Origin of the sequence: Seonamhaeicola sediminis, from assembly GCF_004358095.2 — a bacterium.
GTDB classification, from domain to species: Bacteria; Bacteroidota; Bacteroidia; order Flavobacteriales; family Flavobacteriaceae; genus Seonamhaeicola; species Seonamhaeicola sediminis.
Genome location: NZ_SMZJ02000004.1, coordinates 510,984 through 525,051, shown reverse-complemented (window position 1 = coordinate 525,051; position 14,068 = coordinate 510,984). Strand labels below are relative to the sequence as shown.

General features: G+C 32.1%; 14 protein-coding genes. 12 read left to right on the top strand and 2 right to left on the bottom strand.

Features of this window, described 5'->3' with window-relative positions; translation table 11 throughout:
- The first annotated feature begins 58 nt into the window (after nucleotides 1-58).
- From E1J38_RS08515 to mgrA, 6 genes are all read left to right on the top strand, one after another.
- Nucleotides 59-553, top strand: coding sequence for an Hsp20/alpha crystallin family protein (locus E1J38_RS08515; RefSeq protein ID WP_133356762.1), 495 nt, complete (start codon nucleotides 59-61; stop codon nucleotides 551-553).
- A gap of 59 nt (nucleotides 554-612) precedes the next feature.
- Nucleotides 613-1,062 carry a hypothetical protein gene (locus E1J38_RS08510; RefSeq protein ID WP_133356763.1) on the top strand — a complete coding sequence of 150 codons (450 nt, stop codon included), beginning with the start codon at nucleotides 613-615 and terminating at the stop codon, nucleotides 1,060-1,062.
- A gap of 5 nt (nucleotides 1,063-1,067) precedes the next feature.
- A complete protein-coding gene (locus E1J38_RS08505; protein WP_133356764.1) occupies nucleotides 1,068-1,736 on the top strand; it encodes a hypothetical protein in 669 nt (222 codons plus the stop codon).
- Entirely contained in the window at nucleotides 1,717-2,355 is a 639-nt protein-coding gene (locus E1J38_RS08500) for a hypothetical protein (protein ID WP_133356765.1), read from the top strand. Before E1J38_RS08505 ends, E1J38_RS08500 begins: the two co-directional genes overlap by 20 nt.
- 198 nt (nucleotides 2,356-2,553) lie before the next feature.
- Entirely contained in the window at nucleotides 2,554-4,857 is a 2,304-nt protein-coding gene (locus E1J38_RS08495; RefSeq protein WP_133356766.1) for a S9 family peptidase, read from the top strand.
- Nucleotides 4,858-4,959: 102 nt separating this feature from the next.
- Complete coding sequence (gene mgrA / locus E1J38_RS08490; protein WP_133356767.1) at nucleotides 4,960-5,973, top strand: L-glyceraldehyde 3-phosphate reductase; 1,014 nt, start codon at nucleotides 4,960-4,962, stop codon at nucleotides 5,971-5,973.
- Here the strand turns inward: mgrA and E1J38_RS08485 are convergent.
- Entirely contained in the window at nucleotides 5,970-6,680 is a 711-nt protein-coding gene (locus E1J38_RS08485) for a hypothetical protein (protein ID WP_133356768.1), read from the bottom strand. The two genes, mgrA and E1J38_RS08485, sit on opposite strands and share 4 nt — an antisense overlap.
- 559 nt (nucleotides 6,681-7,239) lie before the next feature.
- On the opposite strand from E1J38_RS08485, the gene E1J38_RS08480 reads away from it, so the two are divergent.
- Nucleotides 7,240-7,800 carry an ExbD/TolR family protein gene (locus E1J38_RS08480; RefSeq protein WP_133356769.1) on the top strand — a complete coding sequence of 187 codons (561 nt, stop codon included), beginning with the start codon at nucleotides 7,240-7,242 and terminating at the stop codon, nucleotides 7,798-7,800.
- A gap of 78 nt (nucleotides 7,801-7,878) precedes the next feature.
- On the opposite strand, the gene E1J38_RS08475 is transcribed toward E1J38_RS08480, so the two are convergent.
- On the bottom strand, nucleotides 7,879-9,882 hold the full coding sequence (locus E1J38_RS08475; RefSeq protein WP_133356770.1) for an alpha-ketoacid dehydrogenase subunit alpha/beta: 2,004 nt from the start codon (nucleotides 9,880-9,882) through the stop codon (nucleotides 7,879-7,881).
- A 135-nt stretch (nucleotides 9,883-10,017) separates the two neighbouring features.
- Here E1J38_RS08475 and E1J38_RS08470 point away from each other — a divergent pair, with 135 nt between their 5' ends.
- The 5 genes from E1J38_RS08470 to E1J38_RS08450 are packed head-to-tail and all read left to right on the top strand — an operon-like array spanning nucleotide 10,018 to nucleotide 13,967.
- The gene (locus E1J38_RS08470) at nucleotides 10,018-10,968 is read left to right on the top strand and encodes an isopenicillin N synthase family dioxygenase (RefSeq protein WP_133356771.1); all 951 of its coding nucleotides are present in this window, start codon (nucleotides 10,018-10,020) and stop codon (nucleotides 10,966-10,968) included.
- 6 nt (nucleotides 10,969-10,974) lie between these two features.
- Nucleotides 10,975-11,304: a translation initiation factor gene (locus E1J38_RS08465; RefSeq protein WP_133356772.1), complete on the top strand. Its 330-nt coding sequence runs from the start codon at nucleotides 10,975-10,977 to the stop codon at nucleotides 11,302-11,304.
- 2 nt (nucleotides 11,305-11,306) lie between these two features.
- Nucleotides 11,307-12,248 (top strand): DUF1835 domain-containing protein, encoded by a 942-nt coding sequence (locus E1J38_RS08460; protein ID WP_133356773.1) that lies wholly within the window; start codon nucleotides 11,307-11,309, stop codon nucleotides 12,246-12,248.
- Complete coding sequence (locus E1J38_RS08455; RefSeq protein ID WP_133356774.1) at nucleotides 12,238-13,116, top strand: nucleoside phosphorylase; 879 nt, start codon at nucleotides 12,238-12,240, stop codon at nucleotides 13,114-13,116. Before E1J38_RS08460 ends, E1J38_RS08455 begins: the two co-directional genes overlap by 11 nt.
- Nucleotides 13,113-13,967 carry a substrate-binding domain-containing protein gene (locus tag E1J38_RS08450; protein WP_133356775.1) on the top strand — a complete coding sequence of 285 codons (855 nt, stop codon included), beginning with the start codon at nucleotides 13,113-13,115 and terminating at the stop codon, nucleotides 13,965-13,967. Before E1J38_RS08455 ends, E1J38_RS08450 begins: the two co-directional genes overlap by 4 nt.
- The last annotated feature ends 101 nt before the right edge of the window (nucleotides 13,968-14,068 follow it).

The following is a 14,068-nucleotide window of genomic DNA, read 5'->3' as shown; positions in this document are numbered from 1 at the left end:
ATCTATTTCTATAAATACATTAGGGTGAAAGTTAAGTTTAATATAAATAATTAATACCATGACAACATTATTAAAAAGCAGAAGACAAAATAGGTTGTCACCTTTTAGAGACCTATTAATTTCACCTTGGGAAAATAGATTTTTTGATAAAAATTGGAGCAATATTTCAAGGTTTGACGACATTTTTAATGGTGATTTCTTTGAAGAAGATAGCTTAATGCCAGCAATGAATGTTAAAGAAAATGAAAAAGATTTTGAAGTTGAATTTGCGGCACCTAGCTTTAATAAGGATGATTTTGAAATAACCATAGAAGATGATGTGCTTCATGTAAGCGGTACAAAAGAAATTGAAGAAGAGGAAAAAGAAGATGATTTTTCTCGTAAAGAATTTAGCTATAAGTCCTTTAGAAAATCATTATTACTCCCACCTTCAATTGATTTAGACCAAGACATAAAAGCCATCTATGAAAACGGTATTTTAAAAATAAATCTTTTGAAAAAGGAAGAGACCAGTGTAAAAGAAACTCCTAAAAAAGTAATAGAGGTTCTTTAGAATTAAGTAGGCAGAAAGTATAAAGCTTTCTGCCTTTTTTAACTTTATAAATCCACATCATGAAAACATTACAAACCAATACTAAATACATTGCATGGTTGAGTCCAGAAGTCATGCACAATGATTCAAAAAAATGGCTATCAGAATTAGAGTTTGCAAAAGACGAACAATTGTTTTTTAATGATTTGGTAAAAACATACACCTTACAACTTATAGATTCAAAATATTTTAGTAAAAGTAAAACCATCATAAACAACCTTAGTAAACTGCAAAAAATTACAGACAAACTAATTGAAACTATAAAAGAGCATGCCAGAGATCTTCAAATAATGATTGATGGTATAGACCAATTAGAAGAAGAACGCACCTACAAAAAAGAACATGAAAAATATGCTTCTAAAGTAGCTACTTTTTTTAAAAATTATAGGATACAAAAATCACAATTATTTACTCACGTAAAAGGTATTGTAAAAGAGAATAAACAAAAATATCTATTAAATAAAACTTAAATGTAATGAAACATCTATGCTTACTAGTACTTAGTTCTCTTTTAATAAGTTGTTTTTCAACTGAATTAGTTGAAAATTGGAAAAACCCAGATATTGAAACTTATAGCCCTAATAAAGTTTTAATTGTAGGCTTAACTCCAAATATTGAAGCAAGGAAACAATTTGAAAAACAATTAAGAGATGAATATACCTCTAGAGGTATAGAGGCTATAATGAGTATAGATTATTTAGCTCCTAGTTTTACGTCAAAAAAGAAAACGGAACAAGAACTTAAAGCTCTTGAAGATAGCCTAGTATATAATGAATTTGATACTGTTATTTTGTCTAAAGTTATTGGTGTAGAAGATAAGATTGTCTACAAAGAAAATTTTAATAATGAAGAAAGCACGTATATTAAGTTTAAAGAAGACTATTTGCGATATCAAGATGCATATTATAACCCAGAATATTATAATGAATATACAGTTTATCATACAGAGACCTCTTTGTATTGTATTTGTCCTACTAAAGACAGAGAACTCATCTGGAAAGGGTTTATAGATATTACAGACCCAAGCTCAATAAGTGAAACTATAAATGATTATGTGAAATTGGTAGTTATTGTTTTAGAAGAAGAACAACTTATCTATCCTAATATATTAGAAAACAGACCTAATGAAGACGCTATTAATTAATATTATATTAATTGTACTTTTTATGAGTTGTTCTTCTGTAAAAATGATTGATAGTTGGAAAAATCCAGATTTTACAAAATATGAACCAAAAAAAATATTAGTGATTGGCGTAACACCTAACCACGAAGCTAGAAAAGCATTTGAATTTCAAATTATTACTGAATTAAATATTAGGAAAATTAATGCATTGCAGAGTTCTGTGGTTTTTGAATCTTCATTTCAAGACTCTAGACAAACCGAAAAAGATATTGAGTTGGAGGTAAACAAATTAATCTCTAACGGCTATGATTCTATTTTGATTTCACTAGTTAAAGGGGTGGATAATAATTTATCATATGGAATTGAATCTGCAAAAACAGATTATCACTTAAGACGTTTTGCTCTTTATTACTTATTCTATCAAGATAAATATTTTGAGCAAAACCATTACACAAGCTATAAGGTTTTTAATATTGAAACTTCTTTATATAACCTTAAAGCTTATAATGATAAGTCTTTAATTTGGAATGCCTCATTTGATTTGATAGACCCAAATAACTCAAAAAAAACTATAAACATTTATACTAAAAAGATTATTAAAGCTCTAGAACAGGCAAAAATAATTCCAAAAAAAACCTAAGGCTTACCCTCTACTAATTACTAACCATCAAACTTAATGGATATTTCATATCTCAAACTAGAAACCTTAAATTGTTGTTAAAATTTTATTTGTATTGTAACAAATACCAAATTTTGTATTCTAACTGAAATAACATCGTGTTATGATATGTTTTTAAAGGGCTAAAGGCATATTTATCTATCAATTTTAATCAATAAAATGAGTACGATATCAAAATTAGGCACAGTAGTTATTCTTCTCATAATTATAACTACACAACTACAAGCACAAGACATTACAGGATCGTGGAAAGGAAATTTATCGGTACAAGGAACCGAGTTACCATTAGTTTTTGATATAAAAAGCAGTGACGAAGGGTTCTCATCTACCATGGATAGTCCTGCGCAGGGCGCCACGGGTATTCCAATGGATGAAACTACGTTTACCAATGACACCTTGACCATAAAATTTACAAAGGCGGGTATTAAATACATTGCAACATTAAAAGAATCTAAACTAAGCGGTACTTTTTATCAAGGAGGTATGGAATTTCCTTTATCACTTGAAAAAACCGAAAAAACATTGCCAGGTGACACATCACTGCCCACCTCAGATACCGAATTAGAAAAATTAGCTAATTGGAATCCTACAAATTATAAATACTCTGTTAAGGACTATTTTGCAAGACCAAAAGCCAGTTCTTTTAACTTATCTCCTAATGGAGATTATATGTCTTACAGAGAAAAAGACGAAAATGCTAAAAATCATGTTTATGTAAAGAATTTGAAAACTGGAGAAGTGATAAGAGTCATTGAGGAAAAAGAGGAATTAGTAAGAGGCTTTGGTTGGGCTAACAATTCAAGGTTGGTTTATATCATGGATAAAGGCGGTAATGAAGACTATCATTTATTTGCAGTAAACTTAGATGGTTCAAATCAAAAGGAACTAACGCCTTTTGATGGTGTCAAGGTAAACATCTTAAATGGGTTAAAAGATGATAAGGATCACATGATTATATCAATGAATCGGAATAACCCACAAATATTCGAACCTTATAAAATTAACATTGTAACAGGTGAACTAAAACAATTATACAAAAACGATGACGCTGCCAATCCAATAAATAGTTATGTGTTTGATAAAGATGGAAACTTACGTGGATTTGTTAAAATGAGAGACGGTGTTCACATGGATTTTTATTATAGTGTTGACGGTGAAAATTTTGATTTGAAGAAGGAGTTATCTTGGAAAGATAGTTTTAGCATTTCATCCTTCAATTATGCATCAAATAACCCACATGAAGCATACGTAGTTTCTAATCTTGAAACAGACAAAACACAGATTTTCTTATATGATTTAAAAGAAGATAAAGTCATTAAAAAACTTTTTTCAAATAACGAATATGACGTATCAGGCCTTGGTTTATCTAGATACAGAGGTTATGAACTAGACTATTTTTCCTATCAAGGAGAAAAAAGGGTTATTGTACCTGTTAGTGATTATGCCAAAAAAATGCACAAAAAATTAACTGATAAATTTCCCGGCTATAACATTTCTATAGCTGATGTTACTGATGATGAAAGCAAATATCTGTTTTTCATTCAAAGCGACAAATTATATGGTACCTATTATTCGTATGATCCCAAAAAAGATGAATTTGAACTACTTTATAATTTAATGCCTAATCTTATAGAAAGTGATATGGCAGAAATGCGTCCAATTACATTTAAGAGTAGAGACGGATTAACTATACATGGTTATATCACATTACCAAAAGAAGCATTGCAAGGCAAAAGAGTTCCTGTAATAGTTAATCCACATGGTGGCCCTCAGGGTATTAGAGATTCTTGGGGCTTTAATCCAGAGGCGCAACTATTTGCTAGTAGAGGCTATGCTACACTTCAGGTTAATTTTAGGATTTCAGGTGGTTATGGTAGAGGGTTTCTAGAGTCTGGTTTCAAACAAATTGGAAGAAAAGCTATGGATGATGTTGAAGATGGACTTCAATATATAATAGACCAAGGCTGGGTAGATAAAGACAATGCCGCTATATATGGAGGAAGCCACGGAGGTTATGCGGTATTAAGAGGTTTAACAAAAACTCCAGATTTATATGCATGTGGTGTTGATTATGTTGGGGTTTCAAATATTTTTACCTTCTTTGATTCGTTCCCAGAATATTGGAAACCATACACCAAAATAGTAAAGGAAATCTGGTACGATTCTGATATTCCTGAAGAAAAAGCTATTATGGAGGAAGTATCTCCTGTATTTCATGTGGATAAAATTAAAAAGCCTTTATTTGTTGTTCAAGGTGCTAATGACCCTAGAGTTAACATTGATGAATCAGACCAGATTGTTAAAGCATTAAGAGCTAAGGGTGTTGATGTTCCCTATATGGTGAAATATGATGAAGGACATGGTTTTGGTAAAGAAGAAAATCGTATTGCTTTATATGAAGCTATGATGGGCTTTTACGCAAAACATTTAAAGAAAAAAACGGAGAAACCTTTAAAAGATTAGACATCTATTTAATAATAATGAAAAGCCTTTAGATACAATCTAAGGGCTTTTTTATTTCATTCTAAAACTAAATTAATACATTTACTTAATTATAATTAAGGTATGGAAATCAACGATAAATCTGGAGTGACAGAATACAAAGCGTCTCAAAAACGTTATCAAAACATGACTTATAACCGTACTGGTAAAAGTGGTGTACTACTACCGGCAATTTCTCTTGGGTTATGGCATAACTTCGGATTTATTGACAATCTTCAAAATGGAAGGGAAATTATGCGTAGTGCCTTCGATTTAGGAATTACACACTTTGATTTGGCAAACAATTACGGACCACCATATGGTTCTGCAGAAAAAAATTTCGGAACTATTCTAAAAGAAGATTTTAAACAGTATAGAGACGAACTTTTTATTGCAACCAAAGCGGGTTATGATATGTGGCCAGGCCCTTATGGTAATTGGGGTTCAAGAAAATATTTAATAGCTAGTTTAGACCAAAGTTTAAAACGTATGGGGCTAGATTATGTTGATATTTTTTATCACCATAGACCAGATTCACAAACCCCTTTAGAAGAAACCATGGGAGCTTTGGCAGACATTGTGCGGCAAGGAAAAGCCTTATATGTGGGAATTTCAAACTATAAACTAGAAGAAACCCAACAGGCAGCATCTTTTCTTAAAGAGTTGAAAGTGCCTTTTGTTTTGCACCAAGCTAGATACTCGATGTTTGATCGTTGGGTTGAAAACGGGCTCCTAGATACATTAGAAAGGAATGGTGTAGGCTGTATTGCTTTTTCTCCTTTAGCACAAGGAATGTTAACAAATAAATATTTACACGGTGTCCCAGAAGATTCCAGAGCTGCAAAAAGTTTAACTTATTTAAACACTGATACGGTTTATGGTAATCTTGAAAAAATTAAAAAGTTACATGACATTGCACAAGAACGCGGACAAAAACTATCACAAATGGCTATAGCATGGATTTTAAGGCAACCAACCATAGCATCTGTTTTACTGGGAGCAAGCTCTGCAAATCAGTTAAAAGAAAATGTAAAAGCTTTAGATAACTTAGAGTTTTCTGATGAAGAATTAGAGTTGATTAATAGGATAGTTTCTTAATTTGGGTCTTTTATAATATTCACTGTTCCTTTAACATTTATGGAAAGCGCCCACATATCTGCAGCAATGATATTTTTGTTTTCATCAAGCACCCTAAAGTGCGCAGTATTTGGTAGTGCATAGCCTTCATTTAAAGCTAGAAATTCAATTTTATTTACACCTTCCCTGAGCTTAATTGTAAATCCTCTAAAAACATTAATTAAGCCAACCCTATATTCAACAATTTCATCATTAACTGACACCCTAATTAAATCGCCATCTTCTAAGCCATAATCCCTGTACAGTACTTGAACAGTTTTTGATGTTGTTCTATGGTTACCAAAAAACACGTCCACTTTACTGCCTTTAGTACCTAATTCTAATTTATTAGTAATAGAACTTTGTTGTTTTTTTAGTCTATCAGCATATAATTCTCCAGGATCCCCAAAGTCTTCACCAAACATAGAAAATTCCTTTTTAGGCATTTTTAGATTAGGAGTAGATTTTGGTATAGTAATGCCTCCAAAATTACCTGTATTACCTAAAGACTTTGCCGGGGTTGTAGGTGAAGCATCCAAAGTATCATTTTCATTTTCTATGGCAGGAATAGACACATTTTTCTTCTTAGAATCAATTTGTGCATTAACTGACACCGAAAATAATAGTAGAATAAAAAAAACTAAATATGTTCTAATTTGTTGTAACATGATAACTATTCCATACTTCAAAGATATTTCATAATCTCTAAAAGCATAATTTTTTGTGTTTTTTTAATTCAAAAACTGTTCCGTAACAGTTATTTTTCATCCAAAATTAACGTTAACCCTACCCTTTTTTGTTAAAAAGTGTTAATTAACTACTTTGCAATACATAGTACTGTAACAAAATCAGAAATTGATCGTCTATTTAGTATAATCAATAAAAAAACGAATAATTATGAGAACTTTAAACAACAATCAAATTTCAGGAACTTTAAGTAATACAAAAACTTACACTTGGAACACTAAAAGACGTTACAGATAAGTAACGTCTTTTTATCAATTTTTTTCAATCATCAATCAAAATGCGAACAGTACTTAAAATATCAAATCATTTAAATCAAATCACCCAAGAAACTTTCTTACCATCTAAACGGTATATAAACTTTAAATCTTCAAATAATATTGTGTGGAGAGGCTCCAAACGTTATGCTCACTAAATAATTAGTTAAATAGTTATGGTATTATTTTTGTGAATTCTTTCATATTAACCAGTCTGCCTTAAGGCAGATATTTAAACTATAGTTATATGAGACATTCAAAATTCAGACCAGAAATTAATGCAGGGTCTATGGCAGATATTGCTTTTTTGCTGCTTATTTTTTTCTTAGTAACCGCCACCATTTCAACCGATGAAGGCATTAACAGAATGCTTCCAAAGGAGTGCCCTACAGAGATAGATTGTACACCTCCTATTAATAAGCGCAATATTTTGCAAGTAATGATTAACGACAAGGATCAAATCATGATAGGGGGAAATACCATAATTAAACTTGAAGATTTAAGAGATATTGCCAAAGATTTTCTTGACAATAATGGCGATGGCTCTTGCATGTATTGCAATGGTAAGAAGGATACAGTTTCTTCTGACAACCCAAAAGAAGCGGTTATCTCATTACAAAACTCTAAATTAACTAGCTATAAACAATATGTTGCGGTTCAAAACGAACTAACAAAAGCATATTGTGAATTGAGAAATGCATACGCTAAAAATATATTGCATAAGTCTACAGATGATTTAACAAAAGTAGAGCAAAAACAAGTAAGGGATGCGTATCCGTTTATTTTATCGGAAGCAGAGACGAAATAGTTTTTACAACTTAATGAAATTACATATAAATACCATGTTTGAGTTCTATCAACTTGTAAACATTTTATTTTCAACGAATTAATAATGTAATAGCGTTAATAATTCAGTTTCAAACCTATCTTTTGGTAAATATTGATTTTCTAATAATTTAGCAAAAGGTATCGGTGTATCTAAACTGGCTACACGTTTTACGGGGGCATCTAAAAACTCGAAACAATTTTCAGTAATTAATGCTGAAATATCACTAGCAATACCTCCAAAAAGTGAGTCTTCTTGAAGTACTATAACTTTTCCTGTTTTCTTAACAGATGCATAAATTGCATTTGTATCTAAAGGCTGAAGTGTTCTCAAATCAATAACATCAGCCGAAATATCTAGATGTTTATCTAAAACTTCTAAGGCCCAATGTACCCCAGCTCCATAAGAAATGATAGTTATGTCACCCCCCACCTTTAAAACGGACGCTTTTCCAAAAGGCACTGTGTAATAATCTGTTGGTACGTATTGACTTATAGTTCTATATAATGCTTTATGTTCAAAAAACAACACAGGATTTGGGTCATTAATAGCGGTAGCCAATAATCCCTTAGCATCATAAGGAAATGCAGGATAAACCACTTTTAATCCAGGAGTTTTCGTAAACCACGCTTCATTGGTTTGTGAATGAAAAGGGCCTGCACCTACACCACCACCACAAGGCATTCGTAATACTACAGGGGCGTTTTGCTGCCATCTGTAATAAGATTTTGCCAAATAGTTAACCACCGGATTAAAGCCAGAACTAATAAAGTCTGCAAATTGTAATTCTACAACCGCCTTCATACCTGCTATTGATAATCCCATAGCAGTTTCAATTATAGCCGATTCACAAATAGGTGTGTTACGAATACGATCTTTTCCAAACTGTTCAACAAAGCCTTCGGTTATTTTAAATACTCCGCCGTATTCTGCTATATCCTGCCCCATAATGATTAGGTCATCATAACGCTCCATGCTTTGTTTGAGTCCCTCAGAAACAGCATCAACAAACCTTATCTCTTTAGATTTTGAAACACTTTTAACACTCTGATATTCAAACTTTTTAAATACATTATTTAACTCAATTGTTTCATTAGGAAGTATGTGTTCTTCATTTATTGCAACTTCTAAATGTTCATTAATTTCAAGACTAATTTCATTCTTAATATCGGCTTCTAAAGCCCTATCAATGATACCCGTTTCTATTAAAAATTTCTGATAACTTTCAACTGGATCTTTTTCAGTCCATAAATCTAATAATTCTTGAGGTACATATGTAGTCCCGCTGGCTTCTTCATGTCCGCGAACTCTAAATGTTTTAAATTCCAGTAAAACAGGGTGCGGGTTTCTACGAATACTTTCTGCTATTTCAGCAACTTTAGTAAAAACTTCTATAATATTATTACCATCAATAATGTAAGACTCCATGCCGTAACCTATCCCCCTATCGGCTATATGATTGCAGTTATATTGCTCGTTTGTTGGAGTTGATAATCCATAACCATTATTTTCAACACAAAACATAACGGGTAACTGCCACACCGACGCCACATTTAAAGCCTCATGAAAATCGCCTTCGCTAGTACCGCCTTCACCTGTAAAAACAGCAGTAACTTGACTTTTACTTTTTAATTTACTTGCCAGCGCTATACCATCAGCCACACCAAGTTGAGGTCCCAAATGTGAAATCATACCAACAATTTTATATTGTTGGGTCCCAAAATGAAACGACCTATCGCGCCCTTTAGTAAAACCCGACATTTTACCTTGCCATTGTGCAAATAGTCTATATAAAGGGATTTTTCGAGTGGTAAAAACACCTAAGTTTCTGTGCATTGGTAAAATATAGTCTTCATCATTTAAAGCCATAGTAACCCCAACAGCAATAGCTTCCTGTCCAATACCAGAAAACCACTTGCTTATTTTCCCTTGCCTTAATAGTACCAGCATCTTTTCCTCTATCAGTCTAGGTTTCAGTATATTCTTGTATAACTGAATTAATGTTTCCTTTTCAAGATTTCCAGAATGATATTGCAGAGGTTTAAAAGAAAAATCGTTGTCCATAAAATGAATGTCAATCAAATCAAAAGTACAGTATTTTTTTTGTTTTAAAATATACCATACAATCAGAAAAACAGGAATTAAACTTCATATTGTTTTTGTATTTTTGTAACAATACATGCAAAAACACGCAATCTCATGGATAATATTCCTAGTGTTAATTTAAAAGATTTTCTTTCTGATGATCCCTCAAAAAAAAAGCGCTTTGTTAACGCCATTGGGAAAGCCTATGAAGACATAGGTTTTGTGGCTTTAAAAGGACATTTTTTAGATGATGTTTTGGTTGAAAGATTATACGCTGAAATAAAAAACTTTTTTAGTTTACCTATTGAAACCAAACAGAAATATGAAATTCCCGGAATTGGAGGTCAACGCGGTTATGTTTCTTTTGGAAAAGAAAGTGCTAAAGGTAAAAAAGAAGGTGATTTAAAAGAGTTTTGGCATTTTGGACAATATGTTGAAAACAACGATAAGCTTAAAATTGAATACCCAGACAATGTTATTGTTGAGGAGCTACCAGAGTTTAACAAAGTTGGCAAAGAAGCTTACAGAATGCTTGAAAAAACGGCAAAGTATGTTTTACGAGCGTTAGCCCTTCACCTTGGGCTAGAAGAAACCTATTTTGATGACTATATTTATAATGGAAATTCTATTTTAAGACCTATTCATTACCCGCCAATTACAGAAGAACCCAAAGAAGCAGTAAGAGCCGCAGCTCATGGTGATATTAATTTAATTACACTTCTAATGGGGGCTCAAGGTAAAGGGTTACAGGTTCAAAACCATAAAGGTGAATGGATTGATGCCATTGCTCAACCCGATGAGTTAATGATAAATGTTGGCGATATGTTGTCTAGGCATTCTAACAATAAACTAAAATCAACTATTCACCGTGTGGTTAATCCACCAAAAGAGTTTTGGGGAACTTCACGTTATTCCATTCCGTTCTTTATGCATCCAATTAGCGATATGAAATTAAATGTACTTAATAGTTGTATTGATGAAAATAACCCCAAACAATTTGAAGATATTACAGCTGGAGAATTTTTAAATGAACGGTTAATAGAACTAGGGCTTATCAAAAAGTAAAAAAGTATGGATTTACAAGATCAACTAAAAAACTTGTTTCCAGACCATGTTTCTGAAAATATTTCTGAAGAAACAAATAATGAAAATGGACTCTGGATACAAGACGATCCTATAATTTGTAAATACGAAAAGAGAAAAGGCAAACCCATCACCATCCTTGAAGGTTATACAGGAGCCACTGAAGACTTTAAACAACTTGCTAAAGAATTAAAGACTAAGCTTAGTGTAGGAGGTACTTTTAAAGACGATAAAATCATCATTCAAGGTGATTATAGAGACAAAATAATGAGCATGCTTAAAGCTAAAGGTTTTAAAGTAAAACGTGTAGGTGGTTAAGTATGGCTAAAAAACAACTACATATTACCAATGGTTCAGCTTTAACCAATTATCTCAATGATTCAGGGTACCAAGGAGATATCTTTACATGGCACGAAATGCTTTGTGAAGGACCAACACATGTTAATTTATTATCTGATAAATTCTTAAAAACTAGAGCCGATTTTTTTAATACTTCCTATAATATAGAACTTGATATTAAAGCATTTAAATCTGAAATAAGTAAGCTAGATTATGTAGACAATTATTCTGAAATTGTGCTTTGGTTTGAATATGATTTGTTCTGTCATATCAATCTCATAGCAGTTATTAGCCTTATTCAACAGAAGAAAATCAAACGACCTTTATTTCTAGTTTGCAGCGGAAGGGTTAGTAGTAGCAAAAACCTCAAAGGACTTTCAGAATTAAGTACTGAAGAACTCACTGCGCACTACACAGATAGAATTAAACTTAATGAAGATGATATAGAATTGGCTCAAACACTTTGGCAAATTTATAATGGTAAAGACCATAACTTGTTTAAACCTTTTATAGTTAAAAGTTCATCTTTTGATTATATGAGTAATTGTTTAAAAGCACATTTAAAACGATTCCCCGACAGTAAAAGTGGTTTAAGTACCATTGAGAAAAACATACTAGAAATTCTTGAAAAAAACACTATAAAATCTCAACATCACCTTTTAGGGTATGCTCTAAACTATCAAGGGTTTTATGGGTTTGGAGACTTACAACTAAATAGAATCATTGAACAGCTCTCCTTGTTTTATACTAAAGACAAGAATGGCATCAAGCTAAACCGAAAAGGATACGAAGCTTTATTGGGTCAGCATAATTTTTCTACTGAAATAAATGACAATACCGTTTTTGGAGGTGTTAGAAAACTAGACTTTCAATTCAACAAAGATGAAAATAAGCTTGTAAAAACAGTAATAAATGCTCATTAAAGAATCTGAACTGATTTTAAATCCTGATGGTAGTGTTTATCACCTAAACTTAAAACCAGAACACATAGCCAATACTATCATTTTAGTAGGTGACCAAAATCGTGTTGAAAAAGTTTCAAAACATTTTGACTCTATAGAATTTGAAACTCAAAAACGTGAGTTTAAAACACACACTGGTCATTATAAAGGGAAAAGAATTTCAGTACTCTCAACCGGTATTGGGCCAGATAATATAGACATTGTTTTAAACGAGTTAGACGCACTTGTTAATATTGATTTAGAATCAAGAAAACCAAAGAGTACTCTTAAAAGCCTTCATATTATTAGAATTGGGACTTCTGGGTCGCTCCAAAAAGACATCCCTATAGATTCTTTTGTTTTAAGTGATTACGGATTGGATTTAAATGGTTTGCTACACTTCTACCAAATAGACGCTATTAAAAATCCTGATATTGAACAGGCTTTTATAAAGCAAACTCATTGGAGTAAAGACAAAGCAACGCCTATTGTAGTTAAAAACAGTTTGTGGTTAGAAAAAAAACTTGAAAGTAGTGCAACTTTTAAAGGCATGACCGCAACTGCTTTAGGTTTTTATGGTCCACAAGGACGTATTTTAAGATTACCTATTGAAAACCCTGATTTAAATAATAAAATGGATTGTTTTAATTATAATGGTATACGAGTAACCAATTTAGAAATGGAAACCTCTGCCATTTATGGGTTATCAAAACTCTTAGGGCATCATGCCGTATCCCTAAACGCTATAATTGCCAACAGAGCCACTGGAAATTTTAGTAAAAACCCAGCAAAAGCAGTAGAAAATCTTATTATTTATACCCTTAATAAAATTGCAAAAATAGATTCATGAAAGAGGTAAATATTGGAGGTGTACCAGAACATTTTAATTTAGCCTGGTACTTAACACTTAAAAACGGCGAATACAAAGACGAAGGCATCAATTTAAGATGGCACGACTACTATGGTGGCACCGGAGCTATGTGTAAAGCACTTAGAGATAAAGACATTGATATTGCCGTTATTCTTACTGAAGGTATTATAAAAGATATCATTGCTGGTAACCCCAGTAAAATAGTGCAAACTTATGTACAATCACCTCTAATTTGGGGCATTCATGTAGCTGCTAAATCTAAATATCAAACTATTGATGATTTAAAAGGAACAAAAGCTGCTATTAGTAGGTATGGCTCTGGCTCTCATTTAATGGCTTATATAAATGCCGAATACAATAATTGGGATTTAGAAAACGATCTAGACTTTGAAGTTATTAAAAACCTAGATGGTGCTGTTGAAGGATTAACAAAGGGAAAAGCAGACTACTTTCTTTGGGAAAAATTCACCACCAAACCTTTGGTAGATAACGGTATATTCAGAAATATTGGTCATTGCCCAACACCTTGGCCTTGTTTTGTTATTGCCGCGAGAGAAGATTTTATAGAAAATGAAAACGAAACTTTAAAAACCATTCTTAATATTATAAACAATACTACCAAAGACTTCAAACTTATTCCAAGTATTGATAAAACCATTGCTAATAGATATGAACAAAAACTAGAGGATGTACAGGAATGGTTAGGCTTAACCGAATGGTCACAAGAGGTGATTGACAAAGACACTACTATGAAAATTCAAAAAGAGCTTTTCAGCCTTGATATTATTCCTGAGATAATTGACTACAAAAAACTTGTTTATAAGCTTTAGTTAAAAAGTATTTTTAAGTTTCTTTGATACTTTACCTATTCTCTATCCATACACTATCCATACACTATCCATACACTATCTATACAGTATCTATACAGTAT

Excerpts from the sequence above, each read along its gene's own strand:
- E1J38_RS08480 (WP_133356769.1), top strand. The coding sequence starts at position 7,240 with ATGAGACATTCAAAATTCAGACCAGAAATTAATGCAGGGTCTATGGCA.
- E1J38_RS08475 (WP_133356770.1), bottom strand. The coding sequence starts at position 9,882 with ATGGACAACGATTTTTCTTTTAAACCTCTGCAATATCATTCTGGAAAT.
- E1J38_RS08505 (WP_133356764.1), top strand. The coding sequence starts at position 1,068 with ATGAAACATCTATGCTTACTAGTACTTAGTTCTCTTTTAATAAGTTGT.
- E1J38_RS08470 (WP_133356771.1), top strand. The coding sequence starts at position 10,018 with ATGGATAATATTCCTAGTGTTAATTTAAAAGATTTTCTTTCTGATGAT.
- E1J38_RS08500 (WP_133356765.1), top strand. The coding sequence starts at position 1,717 with ATGAAGACGCTATTAATTAATATTATATTAATTGTACTTTTTATGAGT.
- E1J38_RS08450 (WP_133356775.1), top strand. The coding sequence starts at position 13,113 with ATGAAAGAGGTAAATATTGGAGGTGTACCAGAACATTTTAATTTAGCC.
- E1J38_RS08460 (WP_133356773.1), top strand. The coding sequence starts at position 11,307 with ATGGCTAAAAAACAACTACATATTACCAATGGTTCAGCTTTAACCAAT.
- E1J38_RS08455 (WP_133356774.1), top strand. The coding sequence starts at position 12,238 with ATGCTCATTAAAGAATCTGAACTGATTTTAAATCCTGATGGTAGTGTT.
- mgrA (WP_133356767.1), top strand. The coding sequence starts at position 4,960 with ATGGAAATCAACGATAAATCTGGAGTGACAGAATACAAAGCGTCTCAA.
- E1J38_RS08510 (WP_133356763.1), top strand. The coding sequence starts at position 613 with ATGAAAACATTACAAACCAATACTAAATACATTGCATGGTTGAGTCCA.
- E1J38_RS08495 (WP_133356766.1), top strand. The coding sequence starts at position 2,554 with ATGAGTACGATATCAAAATTAGGCACAGTAGTTATTCTTCTCATAATT.
- E1J38_RS08515 (WP_133356762.1), top strand. The coding sequence starts at position 59 with ATGACAACATTATTAAAAAGCAGAAGACAAAATAGGTTGTCACCTTTT.
- E1J38_RS08465 (WP_133356772.1), top strand. The coding sequence starts at position 10,975 with ATGGATTTACAAGATCAACTAAAAAACTTGTTTCCAGACCATGTTTCT.